The sequence below is a fragment of the Parasphingorhabdus sp. genome (genome assembly GCF_048269915.1).
Lineage (GTDB): Bacteria > Pseudomonadota > Alphaproteobacteria > Sphingomonadales > Sphingomonadaceae > Parasphingorhabdus.
Map to the genome: position 1 here is coordinate 252,071 of NZ_JBLWTY010000002.1, position 23,323 is coordinate 275,393.

23 protein-coding genes are annotated in these 23,323 nt (G+C 56.4%); 16 read left to right on the forward strand and 7 right to left on the reverse strand.

The window, feature by feature from the left end:
* Window positions 1–60 precede the first annotated feature (60 nt).
* From ACN0WX_RS06185 to ACN0WX_RS06205, 5 genes are all read left to right on the forward strand, one after another.
* The gene (locus tag ACN0WX_RS06185) at window positions 61–2,001 is read left to right on the forward strand and encodes a potassium transporter Kup (RefSeq protein ID WP_417621432.1); all 1,941 of its coding nucleotides are present in this window, start codon (window positions 61–63) and stop codon (window positions 1,999–2,001) included.
* Between the two features lie 87 nt (window positions 2,002–2,088).
* Window positions 2,089–2,541, forward strand: coding sequence for a ribose 5-phosphate isomerase B (rpiB, locus tag ACN0WX_RS06190; protein ID WP_417621433.1), 453 nt, complete (start codon window positions 2,089–2,091; stop codon window positions 2,539–2,541).
* Entirely contained in the window at window positions 2,538–3,845 is a 1,308-nt protein-coding gene (gene glyA / locus ACN0WX_RS06195; protein ID WP_417621434.1) for a serine hydroxymethyltransferase, read from the forward strand. Before rpiB ends, glyA begins: the two co-directional genes overlap by 4 nt.
* 15 nt (window positions 3,846–3,860) lie before the next feature.
* Window positions 3,861–4,322 carry a transcriptional regulator NrdR gene (gene nrdR / locus ACN0WX_RS06200; RefSeq protein ID WP_417621435.1) on the forward strand — a complete coding sequence of 154 codons (462 nt, stop codon included), beginning with the start codon at window positions 3,861–3,863 and terminating at the stop codon, window positions 4,320–4,322.
* Window positions 4,319–5,059 carry an RNA methyltransferase gene (locus ACN0WX_RS06205; protein WP_417621436.1) on the forward strand — a complete coding sequence of 247 codons (741 nt, stop codon included), beginning with the start codon at window positions 4,319–4,321 and terminating at the stop codon, window positions 5,057–5,059. The genes nrdR and ACN0WX_RS06205 overlap by 4 nt, the downstream gene beginning before the upstream one ends.
* Window positions 5,060–5,069: 10 nt before the next feature.
* Here the strand turns inward: ACN0WX_RS06205 and ACN0WX_RS06210 are convergent, their stop codons facing one another.
* On the reverse strand, window positions 5,070–5,378 hold the full coding sequence (locus ACN0WX_RS06210; RefSeq protein WP_417621437.1) for a chorismate mutase: 309 nt from the start codon (window positions 5,376–5,378) through the stop codon (window positions 5,070–5,072).
* 241 nt (window positions 5,379–5,619) lie between these two features.
* Here ACN0WX_RS06210 and rpsD point away from each other — a divergent pair, with 241 nt between their 5' ends.
* Complete coding sequence (rpsD, locus tag ACN0WX_RS06215; RefSeq protein ID WP_417621438.1) at window positions 5,620–6,234, forward strand: 30S ribosomal protein S4; 615 nt, start codon at window positions 5,620–5,622, stop codon at window positions 6,232–6,234.
* 73 nt (window positions 6,235–6,307) lie between these two features.
* Here rpsD and ACN0WX_RS06220 read toward each other — a convergent pair whose 3' ends face one another.
* Window positions 6,308–7,879 carry an alpha/beta hydrolase family protein gene (locus ACN0WX_RS06220; RefSeq protein WP_417621439.1) on the reverse strand — a complete coding sequence of 524 codons (1,572 nt, stop codon included), beginning with the start codon at window positions 7,877–7,879 and terminating at the stop codon, window positions 6,308–6,310.
* A gap of 545 nt (window positions 7,880–8,424) precedes the next feature.
* On the opposite strand from ACN0WX_RS06220, the gene ACN0WX_RS06225 reads away from it, so the two are divergent.
* From ACN0WX_RS06225 to aguB, 5 genes are all read left to right on the forward strand, one after another.
* On the forward strand, window positions 8,425–10,101 hold the full coding sequence (locus tag ACN0WX_RS06225; protein WP_417621440.1) for a M28 family metallopeptidase: 1,677 nt from the start codon (window positions 8,425–8,427) through the stop codon (window positions 10,099–10,101).
* Between the two features lie 17 nt (window positions 10,102–10,118).
* Window positions 10,119–11,102 carry an agmatine deiminase family protein gene (locus ACN0WX_RS06230; RefSeq protein ID WP_417621441.1) on the forward strand — a complete coding sequence of 328 codons (984 nt, stop codon included), beginning with the start codon at window positions 10,119–10,121 and terminating at the stop codon, window positions 11,100–11,102.
* A gap of 78 nt (window positions 11,103–11,180) precedes the next feature.
* Window positions 11,181–12,701, forward strand: coding sequence for an FMN-binding glutamate synthase family protein (locus ACN0WX_RS06235; protein WP_417621442.1), 1,521 nt, complete (start codon window positions 11,181–11,183; stop codon window positions 12,699–12,701).
* A gap of 79 nt (window positions 12,702–12,780) precedes the next feature.
* Complete coding sequence (locus ACN0WX_RS06240) at window positions 12,781–13,635, forward strand: class I SAM-dependent methyltransferase (protein WP_417621443.1); 855 nt, start codon at window positions 12,781–12,783, stop codon at window positions 13,633–13,635.
* Window positions 13,636–13,653: 18 nt separating this feature from the next.
* The gene (aguB, locus tag ACN0WX_RS06245) at window positions 13,654–14,514 is read left to right on the forward strand and encodes an N-carbamoylputrescine amidase (protein WP_417621444.1); all 861 of its coding nucleotides are present in this window, start codon (window positions 13,654–13,656) and stop codon (window positions 14,512–14,514) included.
* 109 nt (window positions 14,515–14,623) lie between these two features.
* Here aguB and ACN0WX_RS06250 read toward each other — a convergent pair whose 3' ends face one another.
* Genes ACN0WX_RS06250 through ACN0WX_RS06260 form a run of 3 tightly spaced genes read right to left on the reverse strand, consistent with a single transcriptional unit; the run spans window position 14,624 to window position 16,271 of the window.
* On the reverse strand, window positions 14,624–15,217 hold the full coding sequence (locus tag ACN0WX_RS06250; protein ID WP_417621445.1) for a lambda-exonuclease family protein: 594 nt from the start codon (window positions 15,215–15,217) through the stop codon (window positions 14,624–14,626).
* Complete coding sequence (locus tag ACN0WX_RS06255; protein WP_417621446.1) at window positions 15,214–15,870, reverse strand: uracil-DNA glycosylase; 657 nt, start codon at window positions 15,868–15,870, stop codon at window positions 15,214–15,216. Before ACN0WX_RS06255 ends, ACN0WX_RS06250 begins: the two co-directional genes overlap by 4 nt.
* 41 nt (window positions 15,871–15,911) lie before the next feature.
* On the reverse strand, window positions 15,912–16,271 hold the full coding sequence (locus ACN0WX_RS06260) for a DUF3597 domain-containing protein (protein ID WP_417621447.1): 360 nt from the start codon (window positions 16,269–16,271) through the stop codon (window positions 15,912–15,914).
* Window positions 16,272–16,520: 249 nt separating this feature from the next.
* Here ACN0WX_RS06260 and ACN0WX_RS06265 point away from each other — a divergent pair, with 249 nt between their 5' ends.
* Both ACN0WX_RS06265 and ACN0WX_RS06270 read left to right on the forward strand, forming a co-directional pair.
* Window positions 16,521–17,096 carry a DUF937 domain-containing protein gene (locus ACN0WX_RS06265; protein WP_417621448.1) on the forward strand — a complete coding sequence of 192 codons (576 nt, stop codon included), beginning with the start codon at window positions 16,521–16,523 and terminating at the stop codon, window positions 17,094–17,096.
* Window positions 17,097–17,123: 27 nt separating this feature from the next.
* Window positions 17,124–17,504 carry a hypothetical protein gene (locus tag ACN0WX_RS06270; protein WP_417621449.1) on the forward strand — a complete coding sequence of 127 codons (381 nt, stop codon included), beginning with the start codon at window positions 17,124–17,126 and terminating at the stop codon, window positions 17,502–17,504.
* Here ACN0WX_RS06270 and ACN0WX_RS06275 read toward each other — a convergent pair.
* Together ACN0WX_RS06275 and ACN0WX_RS06280 are read right to left on the reverse strand one after the other, a co-directional pair.
* On the reverse strand, window positions 17,494–17,973 hold the full coding sequence (locus tag ACN0WX_RS06275; RefSeq protein ID WP_417621450.1) for an NfeD family protein: 480 nt from the start codon (window positions 17,971–17,973) through the stop codon (window positions 17,494–17,496). The genes ACN0WX_RS06270 and ACN0WX_RS06275 overlap by 11 nt on opposite strands.
* Window positions 17,974–17,999: 26 nt before the next feature.
* Window positions 18,000–18,968: an SPFH domain-containing protein gene (locus ACN0WX_RS06280; protein ID WP_417621451.1), complete on the reverse strand. Its 969-nt coding sequence runs from the start codon at window positions 18,966–18,968 to the stop codon at window positions 18,000–18,002.
* 96 nt (window positions 18,969–19,064) lie between these two features.
* Between ACN0WX_RS06280 and ACN0WX_RS06285 the strand changes: the two genes are divergently transcribed.
* From ACN0WX_RS06285 to ACN0WX_RS06295, 3 genes are read left to right on the forward strand one after another with little or no spacing between them, the layout of a single operon-like run.
* On the forward strand, window positions 19,065–20,567 hold the full coding sequence (locus ACN0WX_RS06285; protein ID WP_417621452.1) for a M28 family peptidase: 1,503 nt from the start codon (window positions 19,065–19,067) through the stop codon (window positions 20,565–20,567).
* A gap of 50 nt (window positions 20,568–20,617) precedes the next feature.
* The gene (gene guaB, locus ACN0WX_RS06290) at window positions 20,618–22,096 is read left to right on the forward strand and encodes an IMP dehydrogenase (protein ID WP_417621453.1); all 1,479 of its coding nucleotides are present in this window, start codon (window positions 20,618–20,620) and stop codon (window positions 22,094–22,096) included.
* Window positions 22,097–22,105: 9 nt separating this feature from the next.
* Window positions 22,106–23,284, forward strand: a complete 1,179-nt coding sequence (locus ACN0WX_RS06295; RefSeq protein WP_417621454.1) for an RsmB/NOP family class I SAM-dependent RNA methyltransferase — start codon at window positions 22,106–22,108, stop codon at window positions 23,282–23,284.
* Window positions 23,285–23,323: the final 39 nt, after the last annotated feature.

A 23,323-nucleotide genomic window follows, 5' to 3' on the forward strand; every position in this document is an offset into this window, starting at 1 on the left:
TTGTGTCAGTAAACAGCCTATTGTGCACAATTGATCGGGGTACGCCGTAACGGCCAACCAATGTCTGCAGAATTAACCGAAAGCGCAGAAGCGCAGGGCGATACGGTGCAAACCCATGGCTCGCCACAACGCAATACAGCCATAGCCAAACTGGCCGCGGGAGCGATTGGAATCGTGTTCGGCGATATTGGCACGAGTCCGCTTTACGCGTTTCGCGAAACATTTATCGGCGCACATCCTCTGGAACTGGACCGTATTCACGTTCTTGGTGTGGTCAGCCTGATCTTCTGGTCGATGACTTTGGTCGTGACGATCCAATATGTCACCATCACCATGCGTGCGGATAACAAGGGGCAGGGTGGCAGCCTGGCGCTCGTCGCACTGATTTCCGGCGCTATGCGACGATCAAAATACGGCTGGCTTGCGATATTGCTGGGCGTGTTTGCGACAGCGCTATTCTATGGCGACAGCATGATCACGCCTGCGATTTCGGTGCTCTCGGCGGTGGAAGGACTGACCGTTGTTCAGCCGGGATTGGGGCATCTGGTCATTCCAGTTGCACTTACTCTGTTGATATTCCTGTTTCTGCTCCAGTCTCGGGGTACAGCGAAAATAGGCGCGTTGTTTGCACCGGTCATGTTTGTCTATTTTGCCGTCATCGGTACGCTGGGTCTCATCCAGATTGTCGAGCATCCGTCCATCCTTTTTGCCTTCAACCCCTGGTTTGCCGTGCAGTTTTTTCTAACCGACGGGGTGAAAGCATTCCTGGCGCTCGGTTCTGTCGTGCTGGCTGTAACCGGCTCCGAAGCGCTATTTGCCGACATGGGGCATTTTGGCAGAAAGCCGATGCGCGTCGCATGGTATGGCTTTGTCATGCCGGCCCTGCTGTGCAATTATTTCGGACAGGGTGCGATGATCCTTGCTCTTGATGCCGCCGGTGCAACCGAAGCGATCAAGAGCCCGTTCTTCATCATGGCACCGGAAGTGCTTCGCCTGCCACTGGTTATATTGGCCACGATGGCGACGTTCATTGCCAGTCAGGCCGTGATTTCGGGATCCTTCTCGGTCACGCACCAGGCGATTCAGCTTGGCTTCATTCCCCGCCTGACAATCAAGCACACGAGTGCGTCGGAAGCGGGGCAAATCTATATCCCGTTCGTCAACTGGGCGATCATGATTGCGGTCATCCTGCTGGTGCTGACGTTCCAGAGTTCGAGCAACCTTGCATCGGCCTACGGAATTGCCGTCACCGGCGCGATGTTCATCGATACATGTTTGCTGGCCATTGTTATGGTCGTCCTGTGGAAATGGAAGCTTTGGTTTGCCGTGCCGCTCCTGGCGGTCTTCTTTATTGTGGATGGCGCCTATTTCGCGGCCAACCTCACCAAGGTCCCGGATGGCGGCTGGTTCCCGCTGGCGGTCGGCGGCGTCGCGTTCATCATTTTGACGACCTGGGCCAAAGGTCGCCAGATCATGCGAAAAAATATGGCGGAAGCGGCTATGCCGATCGAGATTTTCACCAAATCCGCAGCCAATAGTGCGACGCGGGTGCCCGGAACCGCGATTTTCATGGCCTCGTCATCGGCAGGAGTGCCCTCGGCGCTCCTCCATAATATCAAGCATAACAAGGTTATCCATGAGCGGGTCGTGATCCTGACCGTCAACATCAAGGATGTGCCAACCGTTGCGCCGCACAAGCGCTGCGAAGTGAAGGATCTCGGCCATGGCTTCTACCGGCTGATCCTCCATTTTGGATTCATGCAGGAAACCGATGTTCCCGAGGCCCTGAAACTGGTGAAAGGGTGCGGCATGGAATTCGACATGATGACCACCAGCTTCTTCCTGTCGCGGCAAACATTGCTGCCATCGAAAAAACCAGAGATGATGATCTGGCGGGAAAAACTTTTCTCCTGGCTGCTGCGCAACGCGGCGACGGCGATGGAATTTTTCAAACTGCCAACCAATCGGGTGGTGGAACTGGGCAGCCAGATGGAGATTTGACCGCTGCGGCGCGTCAAATATTTGGTGGCCTATCGCCGGACTCTTTACTAGATAGCGGCCATTCGATTCTAACCACAGGAACTGCCCATGCGCGTAGCCATCGCTTCTGATCATGCTGCCATCGAGATGAAAGCTGCGCTGGTGCAATGGTTGCAGGACGCGGGTCACGAAGTCAGCGATCTGGGACCGATGACCACCGACAGTGTGGACTATCCCGATTATGGCTACAAGCTGGCCGATGAAGTGGCTTCCGGCCGGGCCGAGCGCGGTGTCGCGCTTTGTGGTTCCGGCATCGGCATTTCAATGGCCGTCAATCGCAATCGCGCGTGCCGCTGTGCGCTGGTTTCCGAAGGCCTGTCGGCAAGACTGTCACGGGAACATAATGACGCCAATATAATCGCCATGGGCGCACGTCTGGTTGGTATCGAAATCGCGAAAGACTGTCTCGATGTCTTTCTGAAAACACCATTTGGCGGAGACCGGCATCAGCGCCGGGTCGATAAATTGTCCGCACCGCAAATTGAAGGAGCAAGTGCATGAGCAACGTCGCAGATATACAGGATATCCGGCCGACCGGTTTCTTCGATTTTTCGGTCGACGAGAGCGATCCTGCGGTTGCCGGCGCGATCAATTCGGAATTGTCTCGTCAGCAGAACCAGATTGAGCTGATTGCTTCGGAAAATATCGTATCCAAGGCGGTTTTGCAGGCGCAGGGTTCGGTGTTCACCAACAAATATGCCGAGGGCTATCCCGGACGTCGCTATTATCAGGGCTGTGCCCCTTCGGATGATGTCGAAACGCTCGCCATCGAGCGCGCCAAGCAACTTTTCAATTGCGGCTTTGCCAATGTGCAGCCGCATTCGGGCGCGCAGGCCAATGGCGCGGTGATGCTGGCGCTGGTCAAGCCTGGAGATACCATCCTCGGCATGTCGCTCGACGCAGGCGGTCACCTGACCCATGGCGCGAAACCGGCCCAGTCGGGCAAATGGTTCAATGCGATTCAATATGGCGTCAATGACGACGACCACCGGATCAACTATGACGAGGTTGAGGCATTGGCGAAGGAACATCAGCCGAAATTGATCATTGCCGGTGGTTCTGCCTATCCGCGCGAGATCGACTTTGCCAAATTCCGCGCCATTGCCGATGCTGTCGGTGCCATTTTCATGGTCGATATGGCGCATTTTGCCGGACTGGTTGCCGCCGGCCTGCATCCCAGCCCGCTGGACCACGCGCATGTTGTTACAACGACCACTCATAAAACTTTGCGCGGACCGCGTGGTGGCATGGTTTTGACCAATGACGAGTCCATTGCCAAGAAGATTAATTCTGCGGTTTTCCCTGGCCTCCAAGGCGGTCCGCTGATGCACGTGATCGCCGCCAAGGCTGTGGCTTTCGGTGAAGCTCTGCGGCCGGAGTTTAAAAGCTATTCCGCTGCCGTGATCGAAAATGCCAAGATACTGGCCGCGACACTGAAGGAGCGCGGTGCGGATGTTGTGGCCGGCGGCACCGACACGCATCTTGCGCTGATCGACCTGTCGCCGCTTGGGATTACCGGACGCGACGCGGATGAAGCGCTCGAACGGGCGGGTATCACCTGCAACAAGAACAGCATCCCCAATGATCCGCAGCCACCAATGAAAACCAGCGGAATTCGGGTCGGATCACCCGCCGGCACGACCCGGGGCTTTGGCCAGGCAGAATTCCGCATGATTGGCGATATGGTCGCCGATGTGCTCGACGGGCTGCGCGAAAAAGGCGAGGGCGGTGATCCTTCTGTCGAAGCAGATGTGCGCCAACGGGTCCAGGCGCTCTGCGACCGTTTCCCGATTTATCCGGCCTAAGTAGAAAGCCCGACCATGCGTTGCCCCTTTTGTGCTCATGATGACAGTCAGGTCAAAGACAGCCGTCCGACCGAGGACAATACGACGATCAGGCGCCGGCGTCAGTGCGAGAGTTGTGGTGCAAGGTTCACGACGTTTGAACGGGTGCAGCTTCGCGAGATCACTGTCGTAAAGAGCAAAGACCGCAAAGAGCCCTTTGACCGGTCGAAGATCGATTTGTCGGTAGCGCTCGCCTGTCGCAAGCGCGGTCTGGCGCAGGAGCAGATGGATCAGCTGGTCTCCGGTATCCAGCGGCAGCTGGAAACCAGTGGCGAAACCGAAATCCCCTCGCAGAAGATCGGCGAGATGGTGATGGACGGCCTGAAAACCCTCGACAGCGTCGCCTATATTCGCTTTGCTTCGGTTTACAAGGATTTCACCGAAGCCAAGGATTTCAAGGAATTTGCCGGCAGCGTGAAAGATGTCGGCGGGGCGTGAAAAGCCAGCCCGCAATCATCCTCGTCAATCCGCAGCTCGGCGAGAATATCGGCAAGGCGGCGCGCGCGATGCTGAATTTCGGACTGACCGAGATGCGCATCGTCAATCCGCGGGATGGCTGGCCCAATCCGGCGGCTGGGCCCTCAGCATCCGGAGCGGATCAGGTGCTGGAGCAGGCAAGGGTTTTTGATACCACGGCGGAGGCAGTTGCTGACTGTGCTCATGTCTATGCCACGACCGTGCGCAAGCGGGGCATGACCAAACAGGTTTTAACGCCATGGGAAGCGGCTGAAGATATGGCGCAAGCGAGCGGCAAATGCGGCATTTTATTCGGGCCGGAGCGTTCTGGTCTGGAAGTTGTCGATGTCGAACTCGCGCGCAAGATCATTACCGTGCCGATAAACCCGGAATTTGGATCCCTCAACCTGGCGCAGGCTGTTATCCTTGTGGCTTATGAATTGTCCAAGATCGACAGCAGTGCCAATGTTCAGCCGACGCTGGAAAAGAAAATGGCCGAACCGGCTCCGCAGAAGGAGCTGGACATGTTCTATGAGCATCTGGAGCGGGCGCTGGATAAAAACGGCTATTTCTATCCGCCGGAACGCGCCGTGGCGACGAAAGTCACGCTCCGCAATATGCTGACCAAGCCAGCGTGGACCAACGAGGAGGTGAAGACCTGGCGCGGGGTTATATCTTCGCTGGAACGGCCGCCGCGCAAGGACAAGGCGGAAAAATAGCAGAGGGCCGCTATTTGCGTAGCTGATCCCATTTTTGCAATTCGTAGCTGATCGATGATTCTACCAGCATTTCCCAGATTGCTGCCATGGTCGGAACGGGAATGCGTGCCTCCTCCGCCAGCTGTTTCACATTCTGCAAAACGGCAGCTTTACGGGTTTCGTCCCGCACGGCACCCCGGTCCTGCTTGATCCGGGCGGCGGCATCCATGCAGGCGAAACGGTCGGCCATCAGGGCAATGAGTTCCGCATCGATGCGGTCGACCTGTGTGCGGACGTCGGCCATGGTTTCCATGGGCGGCAATGGGTTGCTTTCTGTCATGCCCGCGCAATAATCACCGTGTCATCGAGAGTCGAGACTTGTTGTCCCGATTTGCCGCTTTTTCGCGCTCCTTTTAGTGGCGCAAGACTGTTGACAATGGCCGTTTTGCTCGCCATAGGCGCGCTCTTGCAATTGGCCCCGCACCCCGGTGAAGCGGTGGCCGCATCAAAATGATGGTTTGGCCAGATTTTGATGGTGCGCTCCGGGAAGACTTGAAAACAGCAAATGAGGAGTCATTGATATGACCAAACGTACCAGTTCCAAATATAAGCTCGATCGCCGCATGGGCGAGAATATCTGGGGCCGTCCCAAATCTCCCGTCAATCGCCGCGACTATGGTCCGGGCCAGCACGGCCAGCGCCGCAAGGGCAAGCTGTCCGACTTCGGTATCCAGCTGCGCGCCAAGCAGAAACTCAAGGGCTATTATGGCGACGTGACGGAAAAGCAGTTCCGCCGCGCCTATAAAGAAGCCGCCGCGATGAAAGGTGATACCAGCCAGAATCTGATCGGCCTGCTCGAGCAGCGTCTCGACATGGTTGTCTATCGCGCCAAGTTCACCCCGACCATCTTTGCTGCCCGTCAGCTCGTCAGCCACGGCCATATCCGTGTGAACGGCGTCAAATGTAATGTTGCATCGCGCAAGGTTGTTCCCGGCGATGTTGTCTCGCTGAGCGACAAGGCCAAGGAAATGCTGCTCGTGATCGAAGCACAGAGCCTGCCAGAGCGTGACATCCCGGAATATGTGACACCCGATGGCACCGACAAGGTGACCTATGTCCGCATCCCGACGCTGGACGAAGTGCCTTATCCGGTAACCATGGAACCCAATCTGGTCGTCGAATTCTATTCGCGCTAACTACTGGTTTCCAGTTTATACAAAAAAGGGCGGTGCAGTTGCGCCGCCCTTTTTTGTTTCTATCGCCTAAAAGCTATTTGGGCAGGAACGCTGCTGATTTGGTCAGCATGTCAATCCGGGCGGCGCTGTTCTGCAAGCTGTGCGCCAGACCTTCATATTCGATGAATGTGACGGATTTTCCGGCATCCTTCAGCTTGTCTTCCATCAATTTCGATTGCTGAATTTCCACATTGCGATCAAAACCCCCATGGAACAACATCACCGGAGCAGTGATTTTGGTTGCATTTTGTGCCGGAGACCCTTCGCTCACATGGGGGCCGTTGCCGACATATTCACGAACAACCGCTTCTTCATAATATCCCTTTGCATTACTTTTCAACATTGAGAGATCAGTAACGGGTGCGATGGCTACGACGGCCTTGAACAGGTCCGGAGCCAGAACGGCGGACTGCAGGGCGGCATATCCTCCATAAGACCAGCCCACGATCGAGAGTGCTGAAGGTTTTGCAATTCCCTGTGCCACAAGCCAGCGGCCTGCATCCGTGACATCGCCGATCGACGTCCGCCATGATTGAAAGCCGTTCTTCTTATACCATTCATCGCCATAGCCTGCTGAGCCACGAAAATTGGGTTGCAATACCGCGAAGCCCTGACTGACATAAAATTGCGCCAGCCAGTCAAATCCCCATTCATCGCGACTTTCGGGGCCCCCGTGCGGCATTACTATCGCGGGAAGATTCTTGCCCGAGGATCCCGGTGGAAGCGTCAAATATCCCGGGATAATTGTTCCGTCAGCCGCTGGATATGAAATAGATTCTACTCTTCCCAGATTGGCATTCTCAACAAGCGGTCGAACGCCTAATAACGGCCGTAATTGCTTCGATTGTTTGTCGAATAGGAAATATTGTCCGGGATCAATGTCCGATCCCGCCCAGATCAGCAATTTGCTTTCCGTCAAATCAGCGCCGGCAAAGTGGATTGAATGATCTTCTCCCAAGGCTTTGCCCAATGCAGAAGCTAGATTTGCAAGCTCGCTATCAAAATAGACACCGGTTCGCCTTTCCAGTGCGTAGCTTGCGCCGACCACCCGATTGTTACGGCCAATTTGGATCAGGCCGTCAACATCGACCTGATCATGCTTTACCAACACTTCAATATCGTTGGTTCCATCAAGGTCCACTGCCACCAAAGCCTTACGGCCATCTACACGCTGAAAACCGTAAGCGCGATTGGATTTGGCGTCGACAGCATAGGGGTTGAACCCAGTGCGGTTGGAATAATTAAGCTCGCCGAGAGCGACCCATTTGCCATCCAGTTCATAGAAATATTTTATTTCCCCGCTGTCCAGTTCCGTGCGGCCCAGTTTTGTGCGCATGCCCTTGATGCGAACATTTCCAACCCCATCCGTAATATATTCGACTGCTTCTTCGCTCGGACGCTCGGCAAATTTTGCTCTGCCGGTTTTTGTATCGATAATTTCCGCAGCCAGTCCGTTTTTGATGTTCGAGATTCGAGTGCCGACTTTTTCTTGCGCCAAATGATATCGAGACATCATGATCATATTTTCTTTGCCGGGCATCCAGTCGATGATATTTCCGCCGCCAAGGCTGTAACCGATAGCATTTCGACCCTGTTTTTTGGTCATCAGCTGTGGTTCGCTCCCATCGGAATTGACTGCAAAAACGGTGGATGAGCTGTATAATTCGCCTGCATAAGATTCCGTCGCGCCAATTTTGCACGCCAGGCGTTCGCTTGAAACCCATCCGCACCAATACAGATTATCCGGGTCACCTGAGGATGTGGTAACCCGAACCGGGGAGTTACCCTTGGTAAGATCGATAGAATAAAGATCAGTCTGTGTTCCGGGACCGGGTGAAATAAAGGAAATCTTGTTTCCGTCAGGAGACAAGCTGATGTCCTGTACCGCAGGCATGGCGCCGAATATTTCGGCTTTTTCATTGGCCGCAACTGTCGGGATAGTGAGGGCCGAACTAACGGCAAGAGAAACTAATACCAAACTATGACGCAACACAAATACTCCCCTTCGAATTATCTATTTACAAGTCATCGCGAACTGGACCGCATTTGGCAAGGGACGTCTGACCCCGAACGCTCCTTGCCTTGGCTAATATCGTCTGGCATTGAATGCGTAACAAAATTGCCCGAGAAAATTTTCAAAAGGATGACATTATGTTGAAACGGTCGCTGTTGGTGCTTCTTGTACCGGCGCTGGCGCTGGCTGGCTGCAAGAAGATTGAAGAGGATGGGACCGGATTGGCACTGCCCGAAATCGCGGCGCCGGAACTGTCGGTTGAGACGATGAAATCGGTGACCGAGGAACTGTCTTCCGATGCCTATGAAGGCCGCGCGCCGGGCACGCCGGGAGAAGCCAAGACCGTCAAGCTGATATCCGAAAAATTTGCCGCAGCCGGGCTGGAGCCAGGTAACGGGGACAGCTGGTATCAGGACGTTCCGCTGGTCGGGATCTCCGCAAAGAACATGTCGCCCCTGAAAATCAGCGGCGGAAAGAGCGATTTGTCCTTCTCCTATGGCAGCGACTATGTTGTCGCTAGCTATCAGGAGCAGCCGAAAATCGAAGTTGCGGACAGCGATATGGTTTTCGTCGGCTATGGCATCAACGCACCCGAGCGTGGCTGGAATGATTATGCCGGCGTTGACGTAAAGGGAAAGACGGTGGTCATTCTCGTCAATGATCCGGATTTCGGTACCGAAAGCCTGGAAGGCGAATTTGGTGGCCGGGCAATGACCTATTATGGCCGCTGGACCTACAAATATGAAGAAGCGGCGCGGCAGGGTGCCGCTGCCGCCCTGATCATCCACGATACCGAGCCGGCGGCCTATGGCTGGAACGTGGTCGAATCGAGCTGGACCGGCGAGCAATTTTATGCCCAGTCGGCCAATGGTGGCGCCGACCAGACCAAGCTGAACGGCTGGATCCAGAAAGATGCGGCGGCGAAGATTTTTGCCGCAGCGGGCCAGGATTTGACCGCGCAAATGGCCGCAGCCAGAAAAAAGGGTTTCAAGGCGGTCGACCTGAAACTGAAAGCGACGGCTTCGCTGGAAAATGATATCAAGAAAACCGACAGCAAGAATGTCATTGGCATATTGAAGGGCAAGACGCGCCCCGATGAATATGTCATCTATACCGCGCACTGGGACCATCTCGGACGCTGTAAGCCAGCGCCCGATGGTGACGATATCTGCAATGGTGCGGTCGACAATGCGACCGGTACCGCCGCGCTGGTCGCATTGGCCGAAGCTTACTCAAAAGCGGGCGCACCGGATCGCAGTGTCATCTTCCTCGCGGTAACGGCGGAGGAATCCGGTTTGCTCGGTTCCAAATATTATGCCGACAATCCCGTCTATCCGCTGAGCCAGACGGTCGGCGGGGTGAATATGGATGCCTTTGGTATGGCTGGTCCGGCGAAAAATGTCATCGTGGTCGGCAAGGGCAAATCGCAGCTTGATGCCTATCTGGAAGCGGCGCTCAAGGGTGACGGCCGTGTGGCCGAAGCCGAGCCGACACCGGAGAAGGGCTATTATTATCGCTCCGATCATTTCAGCTTTGCCAAGCTCGGCGTGCCGATGATCTATTTCGAGGGTGGGGAAGACCTGGTCGAGGGCGGCCGCGAAGCCGGAGAGGCGTTGGCCAAGGACTATACCGAAAACCGCTACCATGGTCCGAAGGATGAATATAATCCGGAATGGGACTGGACCGGTGTGATGGGTGATCTGAAAGTCTATTATACCGTCGGCCGGATGCTGGCGATGACCGAGGACTGGCCGAACTGGAACGAGGGCGACGAATTCCGGGCCACGCGCGACAACAGCCGCGCCGGCAACTGATCCGGATCGGTAATCGCATGACAAAATGGCCCGCAGAATGGGAGCCGCACCAGGCCGTCTGGATCGGCTTCCCCGGTGATCCGGCGGAATGGCCGGGCGGCCGGGAAGAGGCGCAGCGCGAAGTGGCGGCCTTTGCCGATGCCATTGCCGATGAAGGCAGCGGCGAAACCGTTGTTCTGGTGTGCCGGACGACGGCGGATGCAGATGTGGCACGTTCCCTGGTCCAATCGGTGATTACCGTTATTGTCGAACCATTCGGCGATGTCTGGCTGCGTGACACGGCTCCCCTCTTTGCAAGTGGTGAAAGCGGTCTCGTCGGACAGGATTTCGGTTTCAACGGCTGGGGCGGAAAATTTGCCATGGCCGGTGATCAGGATATCGGTGCGCGGCTGGCCAAGCGCTTTGACTTGCCGGTCGTCGATCACGACTGGATTCTGGAAGGCGGCGCGATCGATGGTGACGGCGCGGGGCGGCTGGTCACGACGGAGCAATGCGTGCTCAATCGCAATCGCAATAGGGGGATCAGCAAGGCGCAGGTTGCAGAGCGGCTGGGTCAGGCACTGGGGATCGAGAAAATCTGCTGGCTTGGCGACGGGCTGGTCGCCGACCATACCGACGGTCATGTCGATAATCTCGCCCGCTTTGTTGCGCCGGGCATGGTGGCGGTGCCGCAAGCCGAGAGCGATGGCGATCCCAATGCAGCGATTTTCGAGGATGCGGCGGCGCGTCTGGTTTCGGCGGGCTTGCAAGTGGTGCGGTTGCCTTCGGCAGGCCTTTATACGGTCGACGGCGACATCGCCCCGGCCAGCTATATGAATTTCTATATCGGCAATACCGTCGTCGCGGTGCCGCAATATGATGTGGCGAACGACGCCGGGGCTGTCGCACAAATTGCCGCCCTGTTTCCCGGACGAAAGACGGTCGGTCTTTCCAGCCGGTCATTGCTCCGCGGTGGCGGCAGCTTTCACTGTATCTCGCAACAAATTCCGTTTGCAGTGTAACCCTATCAACAATGGGCGCGAGCCTTTGTTCCGGAGGCGCATGATGCTAGTCCTGGATGAAACCGAAAGGGACGGTCGATGACGGACGGAATTCTCGGCGTGTTGGGCATGCTGACCTATATTTTTATCGTGCTGCTGGGGCTGGGCGTGGCGACCTTGCTTGTCATGTTCGTCATCGATGTCACCCAGAAGCAGGATGCAGTACGACGAAACTATCCGGTGATCGGCCGGTTTCGGCATATCTTCTCCGAACTGGGTGAATTTTTTCGGCAATATTTTTTCGCCATGGACCGCGAGGAAATGCCGTTCAATCGGGCCGAGCGGGAATGGGTGGAGCGCGCCGGCAAGGGTATGGACAATACTATTGCCTTCGGATCGACCAAGAATCTGGAACCAGCCGGCACGGCAATTTTTGTCAATTCTCCCTTCCCGGCGCTGGAGACCGACACTGCGGACACGGCACGCTGTATCATCGGGGAACATTCCCGGCATCCCTATGAAGCCCCTTCTTTTTTCAATATATCGGCGATGAGCTTTGGCGCGCTTTCGGTTCCGGCGATCCGGGCGCTCTCGCACGGCGCAAAACTGGCGGGATGCTGGCTGAACACGGGTGAGGGCGGCCTGTCTCCCTTTCATCTCGAAGGGGGCTGCGACCTTGTCTTCCAGATTGGTACGGCGAAATATGGTGTCCGCAATCCGGATGGCAGCCTGAACGATGACAGGCTGCGCGCGGTGGCGGCGCATGATCAGGTCAGGATGTTCGAAATCAAGCTGTCGCAAGGCGCCAAGCCGGGCAAGGGCGGGATATTGCCGGGGGCGAAGGTCAACCGGATGATTGCCGAAATACGCGGTATCCCGGAAGGGGAGCCCAGCATCTCGCCCAATCGGCATCCGGAAATCAACAATGTGGATGAACTGCTCGACTTCATCGATCATGTGCGGGGGGTGACCGGCAAGCCCACCGGGATCAAGGCGGTGATCGGTGCCTATGGCTGGCTGGAAGAAATGTGCGCCGAGATCCAGAAGCGCGGAGTCGCCAGCGCGCCCGATTTCTTCACGCTGGATGGCGGCGATGGCGGAACCGGGGCCGCGCCGATGCCGCTGATGGACAATGTCGGTCTGCAGCTGAAGGAAAGCCTGCCGATGCTGTCCGATATATTCCACAAATATGACCTGCGCGACCGGATCAAGATTATCGCATCGGGCAAGCGGATCACGCCGGCCAGCGCCGCCTGGGCGATTTGCGCAGGGGCTGATTTCGTCAACAGTGCCCGCGGATTCATGTTCTCGCTCGGCTGTATCCAGTCGCTCAAGTGCAACAAGAATACCTGTCCGACGGGCGTTACCACCCATAATCCGCGGTTGCAGCGCGGCCTTGATCCACAGGACAAGAAGGTGAAAGTCGCCAATTATTGCAAAAATATCGTTCACGAGGTCGAAGTGATTGCGCATAGCTGCGGCGTGGACGAACCGCGGCAACTCGGCCGCCGGCATGTCCGGATCGTTCAGGATACGGGAACATCTGTGCCTTTCGACGAGCTATATCCCCGTCCCGACATCCTGCCGCAATATAGCCGGTCCATGGAGAATGTCGGTTGAGACATATTGCGTGTCGGCACGAGCCGGCTAGTGTCGAAGAAAGAAAGAGCAACCCGAAGTTTTTGAGAGGAAGAACATCATGAAAAAACTGCTTTTGACCAGCGCGACGTTGGCGATTCTGGGAATGACTGTGCCCGTGAACGCCAAGCATCATGACCAGGCCGGGGCCGAAATGAAGGATACCGGTCTGGCCGCGATACTGGCGGATGCACGCCGCGGGGAAGACAAAGCGCGCGATGTCTATCGCCACCCCGCCGAGACCCTGCATTTCTTTGGTGTGAAGCCTGATCAGACGGTCGCCGAATATGCGCCGGGCGGCGGCTGGTATACGCGCATCTTGGCACCATATCTCGCTGATAGCGGACGATATATTGCCGTCAATGCAGACAGCTCGGACAGCAGTTTTCCTGACCGAGCCCGCGAAGCGCGCACCAAAGGCTGGCCCGAAAGCTTTCCCGATATTGTAGCGAAATGGACCGATATTGAGGCTCAAAAGATACGGGCTTTTGAAAGCGACGAAATACCGGATGACATAAAGGGCACGGTGGACCGGATTTTGATCTTTCGGTCGCTGCACGGCATGCTGAACAGCAATCGGGCGGATTCGGAATTGCGCGCCTTGCGGGAAATGTTGGCCGACGACGGCATGGTCGGGATCGTCCAGCACCGCGCTAAAAAGGATGCATCCTATGCCATGTCCAATGGCACCAAGGGCTATCTGAAGCAGGCATCGGTCGTAGCGCTGTTTGCGCTGAACGGTTTCGAACTGGTCAGCGAATCCGAAGTAAACGCCAATCCGGAGGACAGCTCCGACTATGAAGGTGGCGTCTGGACCCTGCCCCCGGTGCTGCGACTGGGTGAGACTGACAAGGCCAAATATACGGCAATCGGCGAATCCGACCGGATGACATTATTGTTTAAGAAGCTTCCGTAACCCGCTATCAGGGCCGCTATGACAAATATATGTGTAGCGGCCCTGCAGCTGCCTCTGGGCGGCGATGAACAGTCAAATATCTATGCCGTGAGCGGCCTTGTCGCCGAAGCGGCGGAGCAGGGCGCGCAGATCATATTGCCGCCGGAGCTGTTTGCCGGCCCCTATTTCTGCAAGATCGAGGATGAAGCGCTTTTTGCATTGGCCCAGCCAGTGGGCGAGAGCGCGCCGGTGCTGGCGATGCAGAAGCTCGCCAAACAATATGGTGTCGCGATTCCGGCCAGTTTTTTCGAACGCGACGGACCGCATCATTATAACAGTATCGCGATGATCGATCCCGATGGCGAGATCATGGGTGTCTATCGCAAAAGCCATATTCCCGACGGCCCCGGCTATGAGGAAAAATTTTATTTCCGTCCGGGCAATACGGGCTTCAAGACCTGGGATGTGTGCGGCACCAGGATCGGCGTCGGTATCTGCTGGGACCAATGGTATCCGGAGACCGCCCGGGCAATGGCGCTGATGGGCGCGGAAATCCTGTTCTATCCCACAGCGATAGGCTCCGAACCCTATGACGCGGACCTCGATACCAGCCGCATGTGGCGGCGGGCGATGCAGGGCCATGCGGTGAGCAATTGCATGCCGGTGGTGGCCAGCAACCGCATTGGCATCGAGACAGAAGGAAACGGCGATCAGGCCTTTTACGGCCACAGCTTCATCACCAATGAATGGGGCGATCTGGTCGCCGCATATGGTTCGGATGAAACCGGCGTGCTGGTCGAGACTTTCGATCTCGAAGAAGCCCGCAAGCACCGCGCCGGCATGGGGTTTTTCAGGGACCGGAGGCCGGAACTTTACGGGCGGCTGGCCGAGGATAAATAGACCGCTTGCGAGCATTCTGGGACGAAAGGAAGTTGGTAACCCGGAATTTGCTGCGAGATACATTTGGATGTGTGTTTAATATTGTGCTGCGACGTTAGTAGAAGAAGGTCTATATCGTATCGAGTTCTGACTTCAGTTCCAAAAGGCGCTTCCAGAAGGAGGCCTCATTATCGACGAGTTGATTGATGAATTCTTCATCACGGTCGATGGATCTTAGCAGTGGAGGTTGGTCGGGACGCCAACTGAAGTAATCGATCTGTTCAAATCCGGTGACTGCCAAAATATGTTGCAGTTGAGCAATGTAATAGGGAGGTGGAAAACCGCCTCTACCCAATGACCGTTGGTAACTTGATTTGCCGCATTTGATTTCAACAACTTTTCCCGATTCCAAGTTTATTCCATCAAGACTGGCCAACATAAATGGGAAGGCTTCAGATTGAAGGCAGGCCGGTTTGGCATGGGTTTGAACTTTTTCAATGTAGGATTTACGCGCGAGCGGTTCGCTTTTTTTGCCTTCCAACATGGCTCTGTTTTGCACCGGAGTTTTCTGTGCGAGCCTTTCTTCGAACAGATCTCCTCGCGACTTCCAGGGGTTCTGTTTCATTATTGTAGGAGCGTCTGAACTGCCCAAACCCGACCAGCGCCATTGTAGCCACTCATCGGTATCTTGCTGCAATTCTATAATCTTGAATGCTGAAGTCATTGGTCATTCCAAGCTTTTGTCGTTCTAAAAACATCCTCAAACATCGCCACGGTAAGGCGCCGCGTATTCAGATTATAGCGGCTGCAATGATAGCTGTCGATCAGGGTGCGGCCACCCGGGAGTTGATGTTCCGCGCCATGCGCGAATTTGTGGTCCGCCAGTCTGAGGCCTTCCATGCGGATGATGCTGTCATGGGCGATTTTGCCCAGAGCCACTATCGTCCGTAAATTGGGCAGGGAGCGGACGGCTTTTTTGAGATAGGGACGGCAATTGTTGATCTCCGCGCCGGTCGGCTTGTTTTCCGGCGGCAGGCATTTGACCGCGTTGAGGATGATCGCACCGTTCAGTTTAATGCCATCGGTGGGGTCATTGGCAAACTTGCCGTTGACGAAGCCATATTTGGTCAGGGTGGCAAAGAGCGTTTCCCCCGAGGCATCCCCTGTAAACGGCCTGCCGGTCCGGTTGGCGCCTTCGGTGCCCGGCGCGAGGCCTACGATCGCCAGTGATGCCTCCGGGTCGCCAAAGGCCGGTACAGGCGCGTTCCACCAGTCGGGATGATCCTTGCGCAAGGATTTGCGCAGGCCGACCAGGCGCGGGCAGCGGCGGCAGCCTTTTGGGGCTTCGGCAAGAGAAAGGGGGCTATGATCGCTCACAGCCCCCCGCCTAAATTCTATCGGACCTGCGGTCCAGTGGATTAGTCCTTCAGATCAGCCGGAACAATTCCGCCCGCTGCGGCAATTTTGTTCATGACCTGCTTGTGCAGCAGGATATTGTCTTCGGCAGAACCGCTATAGTCAGCATTGCCCAGTTCCTGGGCCAGTTCCTTGCGGTTGCCATAGCTGGCATCAATTTGCACCAGCTTCATCAGATCAACAATCGAGTTGCGCCAGTTGAGCTTGTCCGATCCCGGGATGCTGTCGAGGCGGGCTTCAACGTCCACTTCGCTGATCGCAGCGCGCTCGGCCGGTGCTGCGGCAACCGGTGCGGCTTCGGGTTCAGCTGCCTTGGCTTCGCCCCCAAAAATCGCGTTTTTAATTTTTCCAAAAATGCTCATATTATGCTCCTCTTAAATTAGGGGCCTTTCCGTTCGGCGTCGTGCCGGGCCATGCCCTGGGTTCAATATCTCGGTGTTCGTGATCGCGGAGTCAATTGCCGTTCGTAATCGCCCACGGGTTTGGGCCGCTGACAGCATGTAAACAATCGTAAAGCCCGCGATTAGGCGGTTTTTGCTACGAAAATATGCTAAGGACCGTGCAAGCACAGAATCAATTTTTGGCCGTTATGGCAAAGAAGGAGAGCGATTATGAATATTATGGATGTGTTGCAACAGTCGGGCGGCATCGGAACAATGGCCAAAGAACTGGGGATCAACGAAAGCGTTGCAGAAGTTGGTGCCGCAGCGTTGCTGCCAGCCATATTGGGTGGTTTCAAGAAAACGACACAGGCACAGCCTAGTGGTCTGGAAGGGCTGGGCGGACTGCTTGGCCAGCTCGGCGGCGGCGGTCTGCTCGACAGTGTGCTGGGTACGCAACCGACCCCGGTTGATAAAGGCAATGAAGTGCTTGGTCAGATTTTCGGTTCCAAGGAAGTCAGCCGCACCGTAGCGGCGGGGGCAGAACAGCAGACCGGTATCAGCAGCGATCTGCTCAAGAAAATGCTTCCGGTCGTGGCGATGATGGTGGCCGGATATATGGCCAAACAAGGCGGTAGCAGCGCCGACAGTGGCGGCGGTCTCGGTGGCCTGATCGGTGGCCTGTTGGGTGGAAATAATAATGCCTCTTCTGGCGGTATGGGCGGCATCGGTTCGCTTCTCGACCTCAATGGTGACGGCAATCCGCTGGATGATATCATCGGCATGGCTGGTAAATTGGTGCGCTAAATTTTTTCCAAAGGAAGGATATTGATTATGAGCATGCTCGAAAAAGTCATGGATATGTTACCCGAAAATTTCAGTCTCGATGAAATTGCAGAAAAAGCAGGGATGACGGCGGACGAAGCAAAAAAGGGTGGTGAAGCGCTGTTCGCAAAATTGCGCGATGGCAGCACCGACAAGATGACAGCGATCAAGGAAGCTGCCGCCGAAGCTGGTGTCGAGGCGGAGAAGCTCAAGGGACTGCTGCCAGCACTGGCCGAAAAAGCCGGTCTTGATGGAGAGGGAAGCCTGATGGACAAGCTGACAGGCGACGATAGCCTGCTCGGCAAGGTCACCGGTTTTCTCGACCGCGATGGTGATGGCAACCCGATCAATGACATCACCAATATGGCGAAGGGTTTCTTCAAGAAATAGGCGGGATTTCCAGTCTTTCGGGGTCCTTCAGCGCTTCCAGCTGGAGGACTCCGCCTTCAACCGCTGCGACCTTGGCAATCGCGCCCTTTTTCATATCCGGACCTTTTGCCGGCCACACGCCATCGGCGACCTTTACGCGCCCGCCGGTTGCGGATATTGGCTCGACGATGGTGACGGTTTTCCCGACCAGCTGCGCCGCACGATTGTTGAGGAGCGGGTTTTCGCTTTCGACATTGTGAGTCAGATACCAGCGACGCCCGCCCAGCACTGCCAATATGGTCGACAGGCCGAACACGGTAAGCTGACCGGCAATGGTCAGGTCGATAAACAGCGAGAGAAGCCCGGTCACTGCCGCCGCTGCGGCCACCCAGATCAGGAATACGCCGGGCACGAACAGCTCGGCCAGCGCCAGCAATGCGGCGAGCCCCAGCCAGATATATTCCGGATTGCTGATCGACCAGTCATCCATGACTCATGCTCCTCTCCCGTCGTTCGTCAATCGCTCTGATTGTCGAATGGACCCTTGCGCCGCGGCGGCGGGGTAACAGCTATGCCATCCTCACCCAGCGCCTCTTTGGCCAAAGCCCCGATCCCGCCCAGCGTGCCGATCAGCTGGGTCGCCTCGACGGGGAACAATATGGTTTTGGCATTGGGAGAAGTGGCGAATTTTTCGACAGCCTTCACATAATCCTGGGCGACAAAATAGTTGATTGCCTGAGCATTGCCGCTGGCGATGGCCTGGGACACCATTTCGGTTGCCTTCGCTTCGGCCTGGGCTTCGCGTTCGCGAGCCTCGGCGTCCAGAAAAGCAGCTTCCTTGCGGCCCTCTGCCTGCAATATCTGACCCTGTTTTTCACCTTCGGAACGAAGAATTTCGGAAGCCCGCGCGCCTTCGGCATCCAATATGTTGGCGCGTTTTTCGCGTTCTGCTTTCATCTGCCGCGCCATGGCGTTGACGATATCCTGCGGCGGCCGGATGTCCTTGATCTCCACGCGGGTGATCTTGATGCCCCAGGGCGTCGTCGCATCATCAATGACCACGAGCAGGCGCGCATTGATCTCGTCGCGCTTGGAGAGTGTTTCATCAAGGTCCATCGAACCCATGACCGTGCGCAGGTTGGTAGTAACGAGATTGAGAATCGCATTGTATAGGTCGTTGACTTCATAGGCGGCCTTGGCGGCTTCGAGGACCTGGAAAAACACCACCCCGTCAGTGGAGATCATTGCGTTGTCCTTGGTGATGATTTCCTGACCCGGAATATCAAGCACCTGCTCCATCATGTTGACCTTGCGACCGACGCGGTAGAGGAATGCCGGATAAAAATTGAATCCCGGTTGGGCGGTGGTCGTAAAGCGACCAAAATATTCGATCGTATAATTATAGCCCTGCCGGACGATCTTGATACTCGCGAAAAGGTAGATGATGGTGACCAGCAGTACCAGTAGCAGCAGTGAAACACCCATATTCATTCTCCCTCGCGAACCGTCTCATTATCATTGATTATTTGCGGGATAATGCCAAGGGAAAAGCGAATTCTTGCGATTATCAGAGAGATTGCGATGCGTGTGATTGTCGGTGTCATTTTATCCGGTCTGATTTTCTCCGGTGCGGCGCGCTCGGAGACGATCGCAGAGGCGGATCTGCTCGGACATATCGAAATATTGGCGAGCGATGCATTTGAAGGACGGAAACCGGGTACGGCCGGCGAGAATAAGACTGTTAATTATATTGCCACGCAATGGTCCCGGGCCGGTCTTCGACCGGCAGGCAATAGCGCTTCCTGGTATGCACCGGTAGCGCTGGTTGAGCGTATTCCGGAACGCTTCCAGATAGGTTTCAGGAGCGGGACCCGCAGCAAGCCCGTGCGGTCGCAGCAGAATGAAATTATTCTGCGCAGCCGCGATCCGTCCTTCCGGCAATCCGATATGGCGGTTGTTTTCGCCGGCTATGCACAGTCCGGACCGGGACAATCCGCCGTTTCGGTCGACGGGAAGCTTGTGATCTTGCCGCGAAAGGCCCCCGGAGATGACGAAGATGCGCTGGATTACCGGCAGCGCAAGCTCCAGTTGATTGAGGACGGAGCGGTCGGGATTATATCGGTCATCGCTGATCCAGACCGCTGGTCCCGTTTCCGGCGCTTCTACCAGCGCGGGTCGACGGCACTGGCCGCCCCGGACAATCACGCCTTGCTCGAAGGATTGATCAGCTCTGATCAGTTCCGCAAACTGCTTCGGACGACGCGACTGGACGCCGAGACCTTGTTGGCCGAAAGCGCCAATACCAGTGTGGTTGACCTTGGTGTGAGCGCGGATGCGATGGTCGAGACAAATGTTCGGCCTTATCTCTCCCATAATGTTATGGGTAAAATTCCCGGCCGGAATGCCGACAGCGGCGCTATATTGTTCATGGGGCATTGGGACCATTTTGGCGAATGCCGGACCAAAGACCCGCAGGAACCGGGCAAGGATCGTATTTGCAATGGTGCCGTTGACAATGCCAGCGGCATATCGCTGTTGATCGAAACCGCAAAACGCTTGTCCGGAGAAGGACATGACCGGGATATATATTTTGTCGCCACGACCGCCGAGGAAAAGGGCCTGCTGGGCGCACGGGCATTTGTTCAGGATCCACCCATCGCGCTGGAGAAATTTGTCGCGGTCTTCAATGCCGACACCATCGCATTGTCAGAAGATAGTAAAAATATCGCAGTTATCGGTCTGGACCATTCGGTACTCGGGAAGGATATCGCGATCGTGGCGGCGCAGGAGGGGCGCGAGATTGACCGCAGCGGAAAATCTGATCCCTATCTCAAACGCCAGGATGGCTATGTTTTTGTGGAACGGGATATCCCCGCTTTCATGATTACCAGCGCTTTTGCGGATGAAGAACGGCTCAAGGCCTTTCTCAATGGTCGATATCATGATGTTACCGATGAAGTGAACGACAATTTAGTGCTCGCTGGGGCCGCCGCCGATGCCAATTTCCATGTCGCGCTCGGCCGTTATTTTGCCTCGACTGCGAGATATCCGGGAAAAGCCACTAGCGGCGGAACCGATAACTGATTACATGGGCCGCCACAGAATCACATTCACGATATCGGAAAGTGGCAATCATGAGCAGGCCAGGCAAGCATAAAGAAATTCGATTGGGACTGACGTTTGACGATGTCCTGTTGCAGCCTGCAGCATCCGAAATCGTGCCGAGCCAGGCCGACACGAAAACGCATCTGTCCAAGCTGATCGGGCTGAATATCCCGATCCTTTCCTCTGCCATGGATACGGTGACGGAATCGGATATGGCGATCGTTATGGCGCAAATGGGCGGCATTGGCGTCCTGCACCGGAATCTGACCATCGCCCAGCAAACAGCAGCGGTGCGGCAGGTGAAGCGCTTTGAATCCGGCATGGTGGTCAATCCGATCACCATCGCGCCTGATGCAACCCTGGCTGAAGCGCAGGCGACGATGGAGCAGAACCGGATTTCCGGGATTCCGGTGGTCGAGAAATCGGGCAAGCTGGTCGGGATATTGACCAACCGCGATGTGCGTTTTGCGGAAAATCCCGCACAGCTGGTTTCGGAACTGATGACAAAGGACAATCTGGCTACCGTTCCGGCCGGCGTCACCCAGGAAGAAGCGCGGCGAACCCTGCACCAGCGGCGTATTGAAAAATTGCTGGTGGTGGACAAAAATTATCATTGCGTCGGCCTGATCACGGTCAAGGATATCGAGAAAGCGGTTACCTATCCCAATGCCACCAAGGACGCATCGGGGCGCTTGCGGGTTGCAGCAGCTTCAACCGTGGGGGATTCCGGACTGGAACGGACCGAAGCGCTGATCGATGCCGAATGCGACTTGATCGTGATCGACACCGCTCACGGCCATAGCGCGATGGTCGCGCGCGCCGTGGAGGATATCAAGAAGCGCGCCAGCAACGCCCAGATCATTGCCGGCAATGTTGCTACAGCCGCCGCCACACGGGCGCTGATCGACGCGGGTGCAGACGGTATCAAGATCGGTATCGGACCTGGTTCGATCTGCACCACGCGGGTGGTTGCCGGGGTCGGCGTTCCGCAGCTTACCGCGATCATGGATTGTGCCGAAGAAGCCGAAAAATCGGGTATCCCGGTGATTGCCGATGGCGGACTGCGGACATCAGGCGATGTCGCGAAAGCCCTGGCCGCTGGCGCGTCAGCGGTGATGATCGGATCGCTGCTCGCGGGCACCGAAGAAGCGCCCGGGGAAACCTTCCTCTATCAGGGACGCGCCTATAAAAGCTATCGCGGCATGGGCTCTGTCGGCGCCATGGCGCGCGGATCGGCGGACCGTTATTTCCAGCAGGACATCACCGACCAGTTGAAACTGGTACCGGAAGGTATCGAAGGGCAGGTGCCATTCAAGGGGCCAGCCCGCGATGTCATCCACCAGCTGGTTGGGGGCGTGAAGGCGGCAATGGGCTATACCGGTTCAGCGACGCTGGAAGATCTGCGCGAACGGGCCGAATTTGTCCGGATTACCAATGCCGGACTGCAAGAGAGTCATGTCCATGATGTCGCAATCACCCGGGAAGCCCCCAATTATCCGACGCGCTAGGCCGGCCTGTTGAAACCGTCAGCCAGAGTGCAGTCGGCGATTGATTTGCTCGATGAGATTATAGTCGCGGCGCGGGATGGGGGGGCGTCGGCGGACGCGATTGCAAAAAAATATTTCAAGGCCCGCCGCTACGCCGGATCGAAAGACCGCAGAGCCATTCGGGAGCATGTTTATGCTGCGATCCGTCGCTGGGGTGACCGGCCGGAAAGCGGGCGGCAGGCTATGCTTGGGCTGGCGGCGGAGCAACCCGATCTGAGAGCGCTTTTCGACGGGTCGGACTATGGTCCCGCCGCGATCAAGGAGGGAGAGCCGGTGGCCCGCGGTGCACAGGTGCCCGGCTGGCTGGCTGACAAATTTGCCGGTCCGATCGACGAGCAGGAGCAAAAAGCCCTTTTCGATCGCGCGCCGCTGCATATCCGGGCCAATGCCCGGCTTGTGGCGGATTCCATAGTTGAGGCGACATGGTCGGAAGCAGTGCCACTGGCCTTGCCGCATAGCTATGCGCTTCCGGCGGGCACACAAGTGGAAAACAGCGCGCCCTATCGGGATGGTGCCATCGAGATACAGGATCTCGGCAGCCAGGCCATTGCCCTGGCGGCGGTGGCATCAAAGCCGGGACTGGTGCTTGATCTGTGTGCCGGAGCCGGCGGTAAAACGCTTGCGCTGGCCGCCATGCTCCCGGCCGACAGCAAGATTATCGCCGCCGATACAGACCGGGGTCGCCTCAGCCGGATTGAGCCCCGCATCGGGAGATCCGGCGCCGATAATATTGAGACAATTCTGCTGTCGCCGGGCAAGGAAATGGATTCGCTGGAACATCTGAAGGGCAAGTGCGATCTGGTTTTGATTGATGCGCCGTGCAGCGGGACCGGCACCTGGCGACGGAATCCCGAGTTGCGCTGGCGGATGACACCCAAACGGCTCGCGCAGACCACCGAGCTGCAGCATAGACTGATCAATCTGGGCAGCGAACTGGTAAAACCCGGCGGGCGGCTGGTCTACGCGGTTTGTTCGCTTCTTGATGCGGAAGGCGGCGATCAGGCAGAAGCCTTTCTGGCAGACCATAGGCAATGGCAGGAAATAGCCATTGATTTGCCGCTTGGTCGTCCATATCGTGGTGGCACTCTTCTTTCACCATATCATGATGGAACGGATGGCTTTTATTTTTCCTGTCTCGAAAAATTATGATAGCGAACCATGTTAAGCCAGCATGCAGATGATACTGGC